Consider the following 13275-nt stretch of genomic DNA (forward strand, 5'->3'; position numbering starts at 1 on the left):
CCGTCAGATGTGCAGGATGAATTCGCGAACCAGCTTGCTGCCAAAATAGGCCAGCATCAGCAGGCAGAAGCCCGCCAGGGTCCAGCGGATCGCCTTGTGCCCGCGCCATCCCAGGCGATTGCGCCCCCACAGCAGGACGCTGAACACGATCCAGGCCAGGCACGACAGCGAGGTCTTGTGTACCAGGTGCTGGGCGAACAGGTTCTCGAAGAACAGCCAGCCGGAGATCAGCGAAAGCGACAGGAAGATCCAGCCCGCCCAGAGAAAGCCGAACAGCAGGCTTTCCATTGTTTGCAGTGGAGGGAAGTTGCGGATCAGCCCCGAGGGATGCTTGTGCTTGAGCTGGTGGTCCTGGAGCAACAGCAGCAACGCCTGGACCACGGCGATGGTGAACAGGCCGTAGGCGAGGATCGACAGCAGGATATGCGCCAGGATGCCGGGTTCTTCATTGACCAGCGGCACGGTGCCCGCCGGTGCGAACTGGGCCAGCAGCGCCGTCACTGCCCCCAGCGGGAACAGCAGCACCAGCAGGTTCTCCACCGGAATGCTCAGGCAGGCGAGCAGCGTCAGGGCGATCACCGCGGTGGCGATCAGGCTGGCGGCGCTGAAGAAGTCGAGGCTCAGGCCCAGCGGGGTGAGCAACTGGAAGAACAGGGCGCAGGTCTGTGCGACAACGGCAATCACGCCCAGCAGGCCGAGCAGGCGTTTGTCGACCTTGGCACCCTGTGCCAGGCGCGAACCTTGATAGGCCGTCGCGGCAATATAAAGGATGGCTGCGATCAGGTTGGGGATGAGGCTGGGTGAGGAGAGCATAGGTCCTGGTAGGCGAGCCCTTAAAGGAGGGGAGTTTGGCATAGAACGCGGTTGCCTAGGAAGACTGCAGACCGCCTCGGCCTTTTCGCGGCCAAGCCTGCTCCTGCAGCCCCTGAGTTTCTTGGGCGCGGGCTGCCCGCGAACGGCCCCCCCGATCACCGCTCGGCACCAAGGTGTGCGCCACCGCCGCTCTCCGTTATAATGCGCGGCTTGCTGTGCCCTTCGCGTGTGGATATCCGCCAGGGCACCTGAACAACCTCGGCTTTATTGGGCCTGAAAGGATCACCATGTTCGAAAACCTGACCGACCGCCTGTCACAGACGCTGCGCCATGTCACCGGCAAGGCCAAGCTGACCGAAGAGAACATCAAGGACACGTTGCGTGAAGTGCGCATGGCCCTGCTCGAGGCCGACGTCGCCCTGCCGGTGGTCAAGGACTTCGTCAACAGCATCAAGGAGCGTGCGGTCGGCACCGAGGTGTCGCGCAGCCTGACGCCGGGCCAGGCGTTCGTGAAGATCGTCCAGGCCGAGCTGGAAAGCCTGATGGGCGCGGCCAACGAAGACCTCGCGCTCAATGCCGCTCCGCCAGCCGTGGTACTGATGGCAGGCCTGCAGGGCGCGGGCAAGACCACCACTGCCGGCAAGCTGGCGCGCTTCCTGAAAGAGCGCAAGAAAAAGACCGTCATGGTGGTGTCCGCCGACGTCTACCGCCCGGCGGCGATCAAGCAGCTCGAAACCCTGGCCAACGACATCGGCGTGACCTTCTTCCCGTCCGACATCAGCCAGAAGCCGGTCGATATCGCCGAGGCGGCGATTCGCGAAGCCAAGATCAAGTTCATCGACGTGGTCATCCTCGATACCGCCGGCCGTCTGCACATCGACGCCGACATGATGGACGAGATCAAGGCCCTGCACGCGGCGGTCAAGCCGGTCGAGACGCTGTTCGTGGTCGATGCCATGACCGGCCAGGACGCCGCCAACACCGCCAAGGCCTTCGGTGAGGCGCTGCCGCTGACCGGCGTGGTGCTGACCAAGGTCGATGGCGATGCCCGTGGCGGTGCCGCGCTGTCGGTGCGCGCCATTACCGGCAAGCCGATCAAGTTCATCGGTATGGGCGAGAAGACCGAAGCCCTCGAGCCTTTCCACCCCGACCGCATCGCCTCGCGCATCCTCGGCATGGGCGACGTGCTCAGCCTGATCGAGCAGGCCGAGCAGAACATCGACAAGGCCAAGGCCGACAAGCTGGCCAAGAAGCTGAAGAAGGGCAAGGGCTTCGACCTCGAAGACTTCCGCGACCAACTGCAGCAGATGAAGAACATGGGCGGCCTGGGTGGCCTGATGGACAAGCTGCCCAGCATCGGTGGCGTCAACCTGTCGCAGATGGGCAACGCGCAGGGGGCGGCCGAGAAGCAATTCAAGCAGATGGAAGCGATCATCAACTCCATGACCCCTGCCGAGCGCCGTGACCCCGACCTGATCAGCGGTTCGCGCAAGCGCCGTATCGCCCTGGGCTCCGGCACGCAGGTGCAGGATATCGGCCGGCTGATCAAGCAGCACAAGCAGATGCAGAAGATGATGAAGAAATTCTCCGCCAAGGGCGGCATGGCCAAGATGATGCGTGGCCTGGGCGGGATGCTGCCGGGCGGCGGCATGCCGAAGCTGTAACCGAATCCGCTTGGTCGCCTTGATAGGCGGCCAGGCAGACCCCGCCTTGGCGGGAAAGCGCCGCAAAACAGCGGCTTAAGCGGCAGGTCTGGATTGCTTTGCATGGCTCTTGCGAAAAAGCCATTTGCAAATGTCCGTGTATTCCCTGAGAATATGCGGCCTTTTGGGCACCCGTGTGCCTATTTGGCATTCAGATTTGCAGCACTGACTGCAGTACCGACTATAGGAACGATGTTCACATGGTAACCATTCGTCTGGCCCGTGGCGGCTCGAAAAAGCGCCCTTTCTACCACCTGACCGTGACCAACTCGCGTAACGCCCGTGACGGCCGTTTCGTTGAGCGCGTTGGCTTCTTCAACCCGATCGCCTCGGGCGCCGAAGTCAAGCTGTCGGTCAACCAGGAACGCGTCACCTACTGGCTGAGCCAGGGCGCGCAGCCGTCTGAGCGTGTTGCTCAGCTGCTGAAGGACGCTGCCAAGGCTGCTGCCTGAGCAGTATGAACGCGACGCCAGAAAAGGCTGACGACCTCATCGTCGTTGGCAAGATTTTTTCGGTTCACGGCGTTCGCGGCGAGGTGAAGGTGTATTCCTTTACCGATCCGATTGAAAACCTGTTGGATTATCCGCGCTGGACGCTTCGGCACGAAGGCAAGGTAAAGCAGGTCGAGCTGGTCAACGGTCGTGGCTCCCAGAAGGGCCTGGTCGTGAAACTGAAAGGCCTCGACGATCGCGATGAAGCCCGTCTTCTGAGCGGTTACGAAATCTGCATTGCGCGGAGCCTTTTGCCCAACCTGGCCGCCGACGAGTACTACTGGTACCAGTTGCAGGGCCTGAAGGTCATCAACCAGGACGAACAACTGTTCGGCAAGGTCGATCACCTGTTGGAGACCGGTGCGAACGATGTAATGGTGGTCAAGCCTTGCGCAGGCAGCCTGGATGATCGCGAGCGTCTGTTGCCCTATACGGAGCAATGCGTGCTGGCAATCGACCTGGAAGCAGGTGTGATGCGAGTCGAATGGGACGCGGATTTCTAGACGATGGGTAACCTTCGAGTAGAAGTCGTCACGTTGTTCCCCGAGATGTTCTCGGCCATCACGGAGTACGGCATTACCAGTCGTGCGGTGAAACAGGGGTTGCTGCAAGTGACCTGCTGGAACCCACGGGACTACACCACTGATCGCCACCACACGGTGGATGATCGGCCGTTTGGCGGTGGTCCGGGCATGGTGATGAAGATCAAGCCTCTGGAAGACGCCCTGGCCAGTGCCAGGCAGGCAACCGGAGCATCGGCGAAGGTGATCTACCTCTCGCCACAAGGCCGCAAGCTGACTCAGCAGGCGGTCAAAGGCCTGGCCGAACAGGAATCGTTGATCCTGATCGCCGGTCGTTATGAAGGCATCGACGAGCGTTTTATCGAAGCTCATGTCGATGAGGAGTGGTCGATTGGTGACTATGTACTTTCCGGTGGCGAGCTGCCGGCCATGGTACTGATCGATGCGGTTACGCGGCTGCTGCCCGGAGCTTTAGGGCATGTGGACTCGGCGGAGGAAGACTCCTTCACCGATGGTCTGCTGGATTGCCCGCACTACACCCGACCTGAGGTGTATGCGGATCAGCGTGTACCCGACGTGTTGCTAAGTGGCAACCATGCACACATCCGGCGTTGGAGAATGAAGCAGTCCCTTGGTAGGACCTTCGAACGACGCGCCGATCTTCTGGAAAGTCGCTCGCTTTCTGGAGAAGAGAAGAAGCTGCTCGAGGAATACCTCCGCGAGCGGGACGATAGTTAACGTATCGATGGTGGATCGAGTTATCCATCTTAGGAGCACAGCATGACCAACAAGATCATCCAGCAGCTCGAAGCCGAGCAGATGAGCAAGGAAATCCCGACCTTCGCACCAGGCGACACCATTGTCGTTCAGGTTAAAGTGAAGGAAGGCGATCGCTCGCGTCTGCAGGCGTTCGAAGGCGTTGTTATCGCCAAGCGTAACCGCGGTCTGAACAGCGCTTTCACCGTGCGCAAGATCTCCAGCGGCGTTGGCGTAGAGCGTACCTTCCAGACCTACAGCCCACAGATCGACAGCCTGGCCGTGAAACGTCGTGGTGACGTGCGTAAAGCCAAGCTGTACTACCTGCGCGACCTGTCCGGCAAAGCCGCTCGCATCAAGGAAAAACTGTCCTGAGTGCAGTTTGACCGGTGGCTTCGGCCACCTTGCGAGAGAAAAAGCAGCCTTCGGGCTGCTTTTTTGCATTCTGTGGTATTGGTGTTGCCTGCTTCGCGGGTCGCTCCGCTGCCATTCCCTTGCAAAGTGAGTACCCCATGACTACCACCCCAAGAGATCAGGAAATCCAGCGGCGTACCGAGCTGTCGATCACTCGCGTGACCAAGGCCGTTTTCCCCAACACCACCAACCACCACAACACCTTGTTCGGCGGCACCGCGCTGGCCTGGATGGACGAGGTGTCGTTCATCGCCGCTACGCGTTTCTGTCGCCTGCCGTTGGTGACCGTATCCACCGACCGCATTGACTTCAAGCACCCGATTCCGGCGGGCTCGATCGTCGAGCTGGTTGGCAGCGTGATCAAGGTGGGCAATACCAGCTTGCAGGTACAGGTCGATGTGTTCGTCGAGAACATGTATCTCGACGGCCGCGAGCGTGCGATTCATGGGGTTTTCAGCTTCGTCGCCATCGACGAGGACAAGCGGCCGGTGCCAGTACTGGCTCAGGCCTGAGTTCTCCAGTGCGGGCCCTTTCGCGGGGAAACCCACAGGTGCTACGCGATCCCTGTAGGAGCGGGTTTACCCGCGAAGAGGCCGGTACAGACAACAATTATGCGTCTGTGAAACACTAGCCCACTTTCGACACCCAGCAGCCCTCCGAATGCCCGCCCTGGACCACCCCCTGATCGATCAGTTTCTCGATGCCCTCTGGCTGGAAAAAGGCCTGTCCGACAACACCCGCGTGTCCTACCGCAGCGACCTGGCCCTGTTCAATGGCTGGTTGCAGGAGCGTGGCGTGACGTTGCCCGATGCTGGTCGCGATTCGATCCTCGACCACCTTGCCTGGCGCTTCGATCAGGGTTACAAGCCGCGTTCCACTGCACGTTTTCTCTCTGGAGTGCGTGGTTTTTATCGTTATCTGCTGCGGGAAAAGCTCATAGGTGTAGACCCGACCTTGCAGGTCGATATGCCGCAACTGGGTAGGCCTTTGCCCAAGTCCCTGTCGGAAGCGGATGTCGAAGCGTTGCTCAAGGCGCCGGACCTGGCCGAAGCCATCGGCCAGCGCGACCGCGCCATGCTCGAGGTGCTCTACGCCTGCGGCCTGCGGGTCACCGAGCTGGTGAGCCTGACTCTCGATCAGGTCAACCTGCGCCAGGGCGTGCTGCGGGTGATGGGCAAGGGCAGCAAGGAGCGCCTGGTGCCGATGGGCGAGGAGGCGGTGCTGTGGATCGAGCGCTACCTGCGTGACGGCCGGTCCGAGCTGCTCAACGGGCGCCCCAGCGATGTGCTGTTCCCCAGCCTGCGGGGCGAGGAAATGACCCGCCAGACCTTCTGGCACCGCATCAAGCATCACGCCCGCGTGGCCGGGATCGACAAGCCGCTGTCACCGCACACCCTACGCCATGCTTTCGCTACGCATCTGCTCAATCACGGGGCCGACCTGAGGGTGGTGCAGATGTTGTTGGGGCACAGCGACCTTTCCACCACGCAGATCTACACCCACGTCGCCAAGGCTCGTTTGCAGCAGTTGCACGCCCAGCACCATCCACGTGGATGAATGATTTTCATGTTCCGCCCGGCGGCCATCAGACAGTGATTTCGCTGCGGCCTGATGTGGTAGGCTTGAGCGGTTTGCACCAGGGACCGCCCGGTTGCCGCGATTTTTCCGCAGGCGACGTCCTCCGGTCCCCGTCCGCCTTCAGGAGTACCCCATGCGCGTGACCCAGATTTTTGCCGCCGCCGCCCTGGCGCTGGCCAGTACCTTTGCCGTTGCTGCGGCCACCGACGTCACTGCCGGTGCCGAGCAGGCCATTCGCAACACACTCAAGACCCTGGAATTGGAAGTACCGATCGAAAGCGTCGCCAGCAGCCCGGTCGGCGGCTTGTACGAAGTCAAGCTGCAGGGCGGTCGCGTGCTCTATGCCAGCGCAGACGGCCAGTTCGTCATGCAGGGCTACCTGTACCAGATCCAGGATGGCAAGCCGGTCAACCTGACCGAGAAAACCGAACGCCAGGGTATCGCCAAGCTGATCAACGGTATTCCTGCGGCTGAAATGGTGGTTTACCCGGCCAAGGGCGAAACCAAATCGCACATCACCGTGTTCACCGACACGACCTGCCCGTACTGCCACAAGCTGCACGCCGAAGTGCCGGAGCTGAACAAGCGCGGTATCGAAGTGCGCTATGTCGCCTTCCCGCGTCAGGGCCTGGGCTCGCCGGGTGATGAGCAGCTGCAGGCCGTCTGGTGCTCCAGCGATCGCCGTGCGGCGATGGACAAGATGGTCGACGGCAAGGAAATCAAGGCGGCCAAGTGCGCCAACCCGGTCAGCAAGCAGTTCCAGCTCGGCCAGTCGATCGGTGTCAACGGCACGCCAGCGATCGTGCTCGAAAGCGGCCAGGTGATCCCGGGCTACCAGCCGGCACCGCAGGTGGCCAAGCTGGCCCTGGCCGGCCAGGCGCAAGCCGCCAAGTAATTCATTCAATACGCCGTCGTCATGGGGTGACGGCATGTTTCACGGTCGGCGCAGGTGCCGGCCGTTCAATGGGGAGTTCACAGTGAAACCGGTCAAAGTAGGCATCTGTGGGTTGGGGACCGTCGGTGGCGGTACCTTCAATGTACTTCAGCGCAACGCCGAGGAGATTGCCCGTCGTGCCGGGCGCGGTATTGAAGTGGCTCAGATTGCCATGCGCTCGCAGAACCCGAACTGCCAGATTACCGGTACCCCCATTACCGCTGATGTGTTCGAAGTCGCGACCAACCCCGAAATCGACATCGTCATCGAGCTGATCGGTGGCTACACCATTGCACGCGATCTGGTGCTCAAGGCCATCGAGAACGGCAAGCACGTGGTCACCGCCAACAAGGCGCTGATTGCCGTGCACGGCAACGAAATTTTCGCCAAGGCCCGTGAAAAGGGCGTGATCGTGGCCTTCGAGGCTGCAGTTGCCGGCGGTATCCCGGTGATCAAGGCGATCCGCGAAGGCCTGTCGGCCAACCGCATCAACTGGTTGGCCGGGATCATCAACGGCACCGGCAACTTCATCCTCACCGAAATGCGTGAAAAGGGCCGTGCCTTCCCTGACGTGCTGGCCGAAGCCCAGGCGCTGGGTTACGCCGAGGCCGACCCGACCTTCGACGTCGAGGGCATCGATGCTGCGCACAAGCTGACCATCCTGGCCTCCATCGCCTTTGGTATTCCGCTGCAGTTCGACAAGGCCTACACCGAGGGCATCACCCGCCTGACCACTGCCGATGTCAACTACGCCGAAGCCCTGGGCTATCGCATCAAGCACCTGGGCGTGGCCCGCCGTACCGCCGACGGCATCGAGCTGCGCGTGCACCCGACGCTGATCCCGAGCGACCGCCTGATCGCCAACGTCAACGGCGTGATGAACGCGGTGATGGTCAACGGTGATGCTGCAGGGTCTACGCTTTATTACGGTGCCGGTGCCGGCATGGAGCCGACCGCTTCGTCGGTGGTCGCCGACCTGGTGGACGTGGTGCGTGCCATGACCTCCGACCCGGAAAACCGCGTTCCGCACCTGGCCTTCCAGCCGGATTCGCTGTCGGCGCACCCGATCCTGCCGATCGAGGCTTGCGAAAGTGCCTACTACCTGCGTATCCAGGCCAAGGATCACCCAGGCGTGCTGGCCCAGGTCGCCAGCATCCTGTCCGAGCGTGGCATCAACATAGAGTCGATCATGCAGAAGGAAGCCGAGGAGCAGGACGGCCTGGTGCCGATGATCCTGCTGACGCACCGCGTGGTCGAGCAGCGTATCAACGATGCTATCGTCGCTCTTGAAGCCCTGCAGGATGTGGTCGGCAACGTCGTGCGCATCCGCGTCGAACAGCTCAATTAATTCAGCGGCGGGCCGCGACGGCGGCCCGCGCCCAGAACCGAAGGTTTGCACAATGCGCTATATCAGTACTCGCGGCCAGGCGCCGGCCCTGAATTTCGAAGACGTCCTGCTGGCTGGCCTTGCCAGTGATGGCGGCCTGTACGTGCCGGAGAACCTGCCACGCTTCACCCAGGAAGAAATCGCGTCCTGGGCCGGCCTGCCGTACCACGAACTGGCTTTCCGGGTGATGCGCCCGTTCGTCACCGGCAGCATCGCCGACGCCGACTTCAAGAAGATCCTGGAGGAAACCTACGGTGCCTTCGCCCATGCCGCGGTGGCGCCGCTGCGCCAGTTGAACGGCAACGAGTGGGTGATGGAGCTGTTCCACGGCCCAACGCTGGCGTTCAAGGACTTCGCCCTGCAACTGCTTGGCCGTCTGCTCGACCACGTGCTGGTCAAGCGTGGCGAGCGCGTGGTGATTGTCGGCGCCACCAGCGGCGATACCGGTTCTGCCGCCATCGAAGGCTGCCGCCGTTGCGACAACGTCGACATCTTCATCCTGCACCCGCACCAGCGTGTGTCGGAAGTTCAGCGTCGGCAGATGACCACCATCCTCGGCGACAACATCCACAATATCGCCATCGAAGGCAACTTCGACGACTGCCAGGAAATGGTCAAGGCCAGCTTCGCCGATCAGTCCTTCCTCAAGGGCACTCGCCTGGTGGCGGTCAACTCGATCAACTGGGCGCGGATCATGGCCCAGATCGTCTACTACTTCCATGCAGCACTGCAGTTGGGCGGCCCGGCGCGCTCGATCGCGTTCTCGGTCCCGACCGGCAACTTCGGCGACATCTTTGCCGGTTACCTGGCACGCAACATGGGCCTGCCGATCAGCCAACTGGTGGTGGCCACCAACCGCAACGACATCCTGCACCGCTTCATGAGCGGCAACCAGTACGTCAAGGATGCCCTGCACCCAACGCTGTCGCCGTCGATGGACATCATGGTCTCGTCCAACTTCGAGCGCCTGCTGTTCGATCTGCACGGTCGCAACGGTGCCGCGATCGCCGAGTTGATGGCCAACTTCAAGCAAGGTGGCGGTTTCAGCGTGGAGCAGGATCGCTGGACCGAGGCGCGCAAGCTGTTCGACTCCCTGGCGGTGAGCGACGAGCAGACCTGCGAGACCATCGCCGAGGTGTTCAAGGCCACCGGCGAAGTGCTTGATCCGCACACGGCAATCGGCGTCAAAGCCGCTCGTGAGTGCCGTCGCAGCCTGGACACGCCGATGGTGGTGCTGGGCACCGCGCATCCGGTCAAATTCCCCGAAGCGGTGGAGAAGGCCGGTGTCGGCAAGGCCCTCGAGTTGCCGGCGCACTTGAGCGACCTGTTCAGCCGCGAGGAGCGTTGCACGGTCCTGGCCAATGACCTGAAGGCGGTCCAGGCCTTCGTCAGCCAGCACGGCAACCGCGGCAAGCCGCTGTAAAACGCGGTACTCGAGAGCATTGGGCGGGGCAAGTCGGAACATCGGCTTGCCCCGTTTGCGTTTGAGCGGTTCTTTTAATTACAGAATCATCCTTCGTCTTTTCAGGCTTTTCCTATTTGAGTCCCTATGCTGCTTTTCTAGAGTGGGCGCCCTGTCCATCAGGGCTCGCAGCCCTCAGGAGCGGCTCATGCACCGGCTCAACATTCTTATCGTCCAGTCTCATCCTGCCCAGCAGATCGCTTTGCACCAGGCCTGCAATGCCCTGGGGGTTTTCAACGTGCGCATTGCCTGCGATCTGGCCAGCGCCAAGGCAAGCATGGCGCAGATGCAAGCCTTGGACATGCTCATCATCGACCATGGCATGCCGGCGCTGAGCGCCCAGGCACTGTTGAAGCACGTGACCCGGCAAGGCCATGCCCGTGCGCTACTGTTCGTCGGACAGCCCCCTGTGCGCGGCCCTGATCTCGCTGTCGAGGCCCAGCGTCAGGGGCAGTGGGTGGTTGCCCAATTGCCCTGGCCGTTGTCGATCAGGGGGTTGCAGGCGGCATTGCAGCGGCTGCGTCGGCCGCCGCGCAGGTACTCCGGGCGGGATATCGAAACGGTCATGTTGCCCACGCATGCTCGCTGATACAGACGCGTGCGGGCGAACTTTCCGAAGTGCCTGGCGGTCAGTTCCGATAGGTCCCCGACAAAGCGAGTACGCCGGATGGAAAGAATCTGCTCCCTGCTCAACGATGCCCTGTCCCCTTATCACACCCGCCTCGACGATGTAGATGCGCGCGGCAATCGCCAACTCACCTTGCTCGATGCGCAGGGCAACGAGGTGTTGCGCCGCGCCGTGAGTGTGCGTCAGCTACAGGAGCAGCGCTTGCTGGTCGATCTGGTCGACGGTCTGCACCGCGACCTGCAGATCGTCGAGGGGCGTCTGCAGCCTTGTGTGATCGCGGCCTTGCAACACCGACATCAACCTCAGGGAACCTTTGCCTGAGTGTCTCGTCAGACTTTATAGGGTGTTCGAACGCTGCTTTGCTCCGGTAGCGTTGGACCGCCGTACAGAGTCCGCTCAAGGGCTTTGAGTTGACCCCGGATGTCTTCCCCAGCATCCGGGGTTTCTTTTGCCTGCGTCATGGCTGGGCGTTGGCTGCAGAGGGAAGCTCCTCGACCAGGTGCCGTGTCTGCTCCAGGTACTCTGTGCGCAGTTCGGGGTCGAGCCAGCTTGCGTAGAACTCAGGGAGTACTTCCTGGCGCAGGTGCGGCAACAGCTTGTCGATATGGGCGATGGCTTGGCGTCCCAGTGGCGTGTCGGAGCAGCCCACATGCAGAAACTGATAGCGATTCGCACCCTTGATCGGGTGGAACTGGTAGCTGTCCAGCGAGCCGCCCTGCTGCTGGATCAGGTAGCGCACCTCCGGCCAGTACCCAAGTACCAGTTGCAGGCGCCCCAGTTGCTGCATCTGCAAGAGGTTGGCGGTGGCATCGTTGCCGTAGTGGCGGCTCAGCGTGGTTTCTGGCAACTGGCGCAGGATATCGTCGACCACTACTCCGTAGCTGCGTTGTGCCACGATTCCCAACTTCATCCCTGGCCGTTCCAGCACCTGCTTCAGGTCCACAGGCGTGCCGTCCTCGGATTCGTCCAATCGTCCCGGGTCTGCCTTGCGGATGACCAGCCCGCTGCTGAGGATGGGCAGCGTGGGTTGGGAGAAATGCACGAAACGGGCGCGTTCCGGTGTCCATAGCAGGGTGGGGTCGCAGGTGAAGCTGCGTTCCTGAAGCATCTGGATGCCGCGCGCGCGATTTACCCGCAGGACCGTGTGATCGAATTCGGGCATCTGCTCGATGAGCAGGGGCAGCATGCGATCGACCACGCCCTGGCCCTTTTCCTGGCCTTCGAAAATAGTGAACGGCGGCAGGTCGCGCAGCAGCCAGGTCAAACGTTCACGGGCCTGGCCCTGCTGCGAGGACAACAGCAGGACGCAGAGCAGCACAAACATGCGCATCATGCTTGCTCGACGCCCGATCAGACCGCCCCCTGCTCGCGCAGGCGTGCCACCTCGGCAGTGCTATAGCCCAGCCCGGCGAGCAGTGTCGCCGTGTGCTCTCCCAGCGCAGGCCCGACCCACTCCGTAGCGCCGGGTGTCTGCGACAGCTTGGGCACGATCCCCGGCATCTTGAAGGGCTTGCCGTCTGGGAGCTTCGCCTGAAGGAACATTTCCCGGGCGAGGAATTGCGGGTCGCTGAACATGTCCTCGGCCGAATAGATGCGGCTGGCAGGCACGCCTGCGTTGTTAAGCACCTGCATCACCTGTTCCAGCGGCAGGCTGTTGACCCAGCGGTCGATCACCCCGTACAGCTCGTCGCGACGCAGGTCACGGCCATCGTTGCTGGCCAGGGTTGCATCCTCGGCGAGGTCGTCGCGGCCGATGGCCTGCATGAAGCGTTTGAAGATCGCATCGCCGTTGGCGCCGATCTGCACGTGCCGGCCGTCGGCGCTGGTGTGGATGGAGGAGGGGGTGATGCCCGGCATGATGTTGCCGGTGCGCTCGCGAATGAAACCGAACACATCGAACTCCGGCACCATGCTTTCCATCATCGCGAAGATTGCCTCGTACAGCGCTACATCCACCACCTGTCCTTCACCGCCATTGACTTCGCGGTGGCGCAGGGCCATCAGTGCACCAATCACGCCCCAGAGGGCGGCGATCGAGTCGCCGATGGAAATACCCGTGCGCACGGGCGGACGATCCTCGAAACCGGTGATGTAGCGCAGGCCCCCCATGGACTCGCCGACGGCACCGAAGCCTGGCTGGTCCTTCATCGGCCCGGTCTGGCCGAAGCCTGACAGGCGTACCATTACCAGGCGTGGGTTGAGGGCATGCAGCACCTCCCAGCCAAGGCCGAGTTTCTCCAGCACGCCAGGGCGGAAGTTCTCGATCAGGATGTCAGCATCGGCCAGCAATTGCTTGAGGATCTCGCGTCCTTCGGGGTGCTTGAGGTTGAGCGTGAGCGATTGCTTGTTGCGCGCCTGGACGAACCACCACAGCGAAGTCCCTTCATACAGTTTGCGCCACTTGCGCAGCGGATCGCCGCCATCAGGTGATTCGACCTTGATCACCTCGGCGCCGAATTCGGCGCAGATACGCGAAGCGAAGGGGCCGGCGATCAAGGTGCCGAGCTCGATGACCTTCAGACCGGCGAGGGGTTTGGCGGGGGTGGGCATGGTGCGTCCGTGGCGACAGAAAAGAGGCTTGGTTTTAT

15 protein-coding genes are annotated in these 13275 nt (G+C 62.0%); 12 read left to right on the top strand and 3 right to left on the bottom strand.

The annotated features are described in order from the left end of the window. Positions 1-3: 3 nt before the first annotated feature. The gene (locus tag ACMGGG_RS03525; protein ID WP_054895622.1) at positions 4-813 is read right to left on the bottom strand and encodes an inner membrane protein YpjD; all 810 of its coding nucleotides are present in this window, start codon (positions 811-813) and stop codon (positions 4-6) included. Positions 814-1100: 287 nt separating this feature from the next. Between ACMGGG_RS03525 and ffh the strand changes: the two genes are divergently transcribed. The 12 genes from ffh (at position 1101) to ACMGGG_RS03585 (ending at position 11008) form a co-directional block, all read left to right on the top strand. After that, complete coding sequence (gene ffh, locus ACMGGG_RS03530) at positions 1101-2477, top strand: signal recognition particle protein (protein ID WP_063543302.1); 1377 nt, start codon at positions 1101-1103, stop codon at positions 2475-2477. Between the two features lie 239 nt (positions 2478-2716). Beyond that, positions 2717-2968 (top strand): 30S ribosomal protein S16, encoded by a 252-nt coding sequence (gene rpsP / locus ACMGGG_RS03535; protein WP_008094480.1) that lies wholly within the window; start codon positions 2717-2719, stop codon positions 2966-2968. A gap of 5 nt (positions 2969-2973) precedes the next feature. Continuing rightward, positions 2974-3510, top strand: coding sequence for a ribosome maturation factor RimM (gene rimM / locus ACMGGG_RS03540; protein WP_063543304.1), 537 nt, complete (start codon positions 2974-2976; stop codon positions 3508-3510). Between the two features lie 3 nt (positions 3511-3513). Then, the gene (trmD, locus tag ACMGGG_RS03545) at positions 3514-4266 is read left to right on the top strand and encodes a tRNA (guanosine(37)-N1)-methyltransferase TrmD (RefSeq protein ID WP_054895625.1); all 753 of its coding nucleotides are present in this window, start codon (positions 3514-3516) and stop codon (positions 4264-4266) included. 42 nt (positions 4267-4308) lie between these two features. Continuing rightward, positions 4309-4659 (top strand): 50S ribosomal protein L19, encoded by a 351-nt coding sequence (gene rplS, locus ACMGGG_RS03550; RefSeq protein ID WP_023629812.1) that lies wholly within the window; start codon positions 4309-4311, stop codon positions 4657-4659. Between the two features lie 137 nt (positions 4660-4796). Then, the gene (locus tag ACMGGG_RS03555; protein WP_063543306.1) at positions 4797-5210 is read left to right on the top strand and encodes an acyl-CoA thioesterase; all 414 of its coding nucleotides are present in this window, start codon (positions 4797-4799) and stop codon (positions 5208-5210) included. A 148-nt stretch (positions 5211-5358) separates the two neighbouring features. Then, complete coding sequence (xerD, locus tag ACMGGG_RS03560; RefSeq protein WP_125930615.1) at positions 5359-6255, top strand: site-specific tyrosine recombinase XerD; 897 nt, start codon at positions 5359-5361, stop codon at positions 6253-6255. 154 nt (positions 6256-6409) lie between these two features. Beyond that, the gene (locus tag ACMGGG_RS03565) at positions 6410-7171 is read left to right on the top strand and encodes a DsbC family protein (protein WP_054895087.1); all 762 of its coding nucleotides are present in this window, start codon (positions 6410-6412) and stop codon (positions 7169-7171) included. A gap of 82 nt (positions 7172-7253) precedes the next feature. Continuing rightward, positions 7254-8558, top strand: a complete 1305-nt coding sequence (locus ACMGGG_RS03570) for a homoserine dehydrogenase (RefSeq protein ID WP_112897569.1) — start codon at positions 7254-7256, stop codon at positions 8556-8558. A 52-nt stretch (positions 8559-8610) separates the two neighbouring features. Further along, positions 8611-10020, top strand: coding sequence for a threonine synthase (gene thrC / locus ACMGGG_RS03575; protein WP_054895085.1), 1410 nt, complete (start codon positions 8611-8613; stop codon positions 10018-10020). Positions 10021-10207: 187 nt separating this feature from the next. Beyond that, the gene (locus tag ACMGGG_RS03580) at positions 10208-10648 is read left to right on the top strand and encodes a response regulator (protein ID WP_112897570.1); all 441 of its coding nucleotides are present in this window, start codon (positions 10208-10210) and stop codon (positions 10646-10648) included. 78 nt (positions 10649-10726) lie between these two features. Continuing rightward, positions 10727-11008, top strand: a complete 282-nt coding sequence (locus ACMGGG_RS03585; protein WP_063543310.1) for a DUF3509 domain-containing protein — start codon at positions 10727-10729, stop codon at positions 11006-11008. A gap of 136 nt (positions 11009-11144) precedes the next feature. Here ACMGGG_RS03585 and ACMGGG_RS03590 read toward each other — a convergent pair whose 3' ends face one another. Together ACMGGG_RS03590 and ACMGGG_RS03595 are read right to left on the bottom strand one after the other, a co-directional pair. After that, positions 11145-12017 (bottom strand): TIGR02285 family protein, encoded by an 873-nt coding sequence (locus ACMGGG_RS03590; RefSeq protein ID WP_151925413.1) that lies wholly within the window; start codon positions 12015-12017, stop codon positions 11145-11147. Between the two features lie 20 nt (positions 12018-12037). Next, on the bottom strand, positions 12038-13237 hold the full coding sequence (locus ACMGGG_RS03595; RefSeq protein WP_414154880.1) for a CaiB/BaiF CoA transferase family protein: 1200 nt from the start codon (positions 13235-13237) through the stop codon (positions 12038-12040). Positions 13238-13275: the final 38 nt, after the last annotated feature.

Origin of the sequence: Pseudomonas sp. BNK-44-b, from assembly GCF_047456245.1 — a bacterium.
GTDB classification, from domain to species: Bacteria; Pseudomonadota; Gammaproteobacteria; order Pseudomonadales; family Pseudomonadaceae; genus Aquipseudomonas; species Aquipseudomonas machongensis.

Bases quoted from the DNA above. Each gene is read 5' to 3' on its own strand.
- ACMGGG_RS03525 (WP_054895622.1), bottom strand. From the start codon at position 813: ATGCTCTCCTCACCCAGCCTCATCCCCAACCTGATCGCAGCCATCCTT.
- ffh (WP_063543302.1), top strand. From the start codon at position 1,101: ATGTTCGAAAACCTGACCGACCGCCTGTCACAGACGCTGCGCCATGTC.
- rpsP (WP_008094480.1), top strand. From the start codon at position 2,717: ATGGTAACCATTCGTCTGGCCCGTGGCGGCTCGAAAAAGCGCCCTTTC.
- rimM (WP_063543304.1), top strand. From the start codon at position 2,974: ATGAACGCGACGCCAGAAAAGGCTGACGACCTCATCGTCGTTGGCAAG.
- trmD (WP_054895625.1), top strand. From the start codon at position 3,514: ATGGGTAACCTTCGAGTAGAAGTCGTCACGTTGTTCCCCGAGATGTTC.
- rplS (WP_023629812.1), top strand. From the start codon at position 4,309: ATGACCAACAAGATCATCCAGCAGCTCGAAGCCGAGCAGATGAGCAAG.
- ACMGGG_RS03555 (WP_063543306.1), top strand. From the start codon at position 4,797: ATGACTACCACCCCAAGAGATCAGGAAATCCAGCGGCGTACCGAGCTG.
- xerD (WP_125930615.1), top strand. From the start codon at position 5,359: ATGCCCGCCCTGGACCACCCCCTGATCGATCAGTTTCTCGATGCCCTC.
- ACMGGG_RS03565 (WP_054895087.1), top strand. From the start codon at position 6,410: ATGCGCGTGACCCAGATTTTTGCCGCCGCCGCCCTGGCGCTGGCCAGT.
- thrC (WP_054895085.1), top strand. From the start codon at position 8,611: ATGCGCTATATCAGTACTCGCGGCCAGGCGCCGGCCCTGAATTTCGAA.
- ACMGGG_RS03580 (WP_112897570.1), top strand. From the start codon at position 10,208: ATGCACCGGCTCAACATTCTTATCGTCCAGTCTCATCCTGCCCAGCAG.
- ACMGGG_RS03585 (WP_063543310.1), top strand. From the start codon at position 10,727: ATGGAAAGAATCTGCTCCCTGCTCAACGATGCCCTGTCCCCTTATCAC.
- ACMGGG_RS03590 (WP_151925413.1), bottom strand. From the start codon at position 12,017: ATGCGCATGTTTGTGCTGCTCTGCGTCCTGCTGTTGTCCTCGCAGCAG.
- ACMGGG_RS03595 (WP_414154880.1), bottom strand. From the start codon at position 13,237: ATGCCCACCCCCGCCAAACCCCTCGCCGGTCTGAAGGTCATCGAGCTC.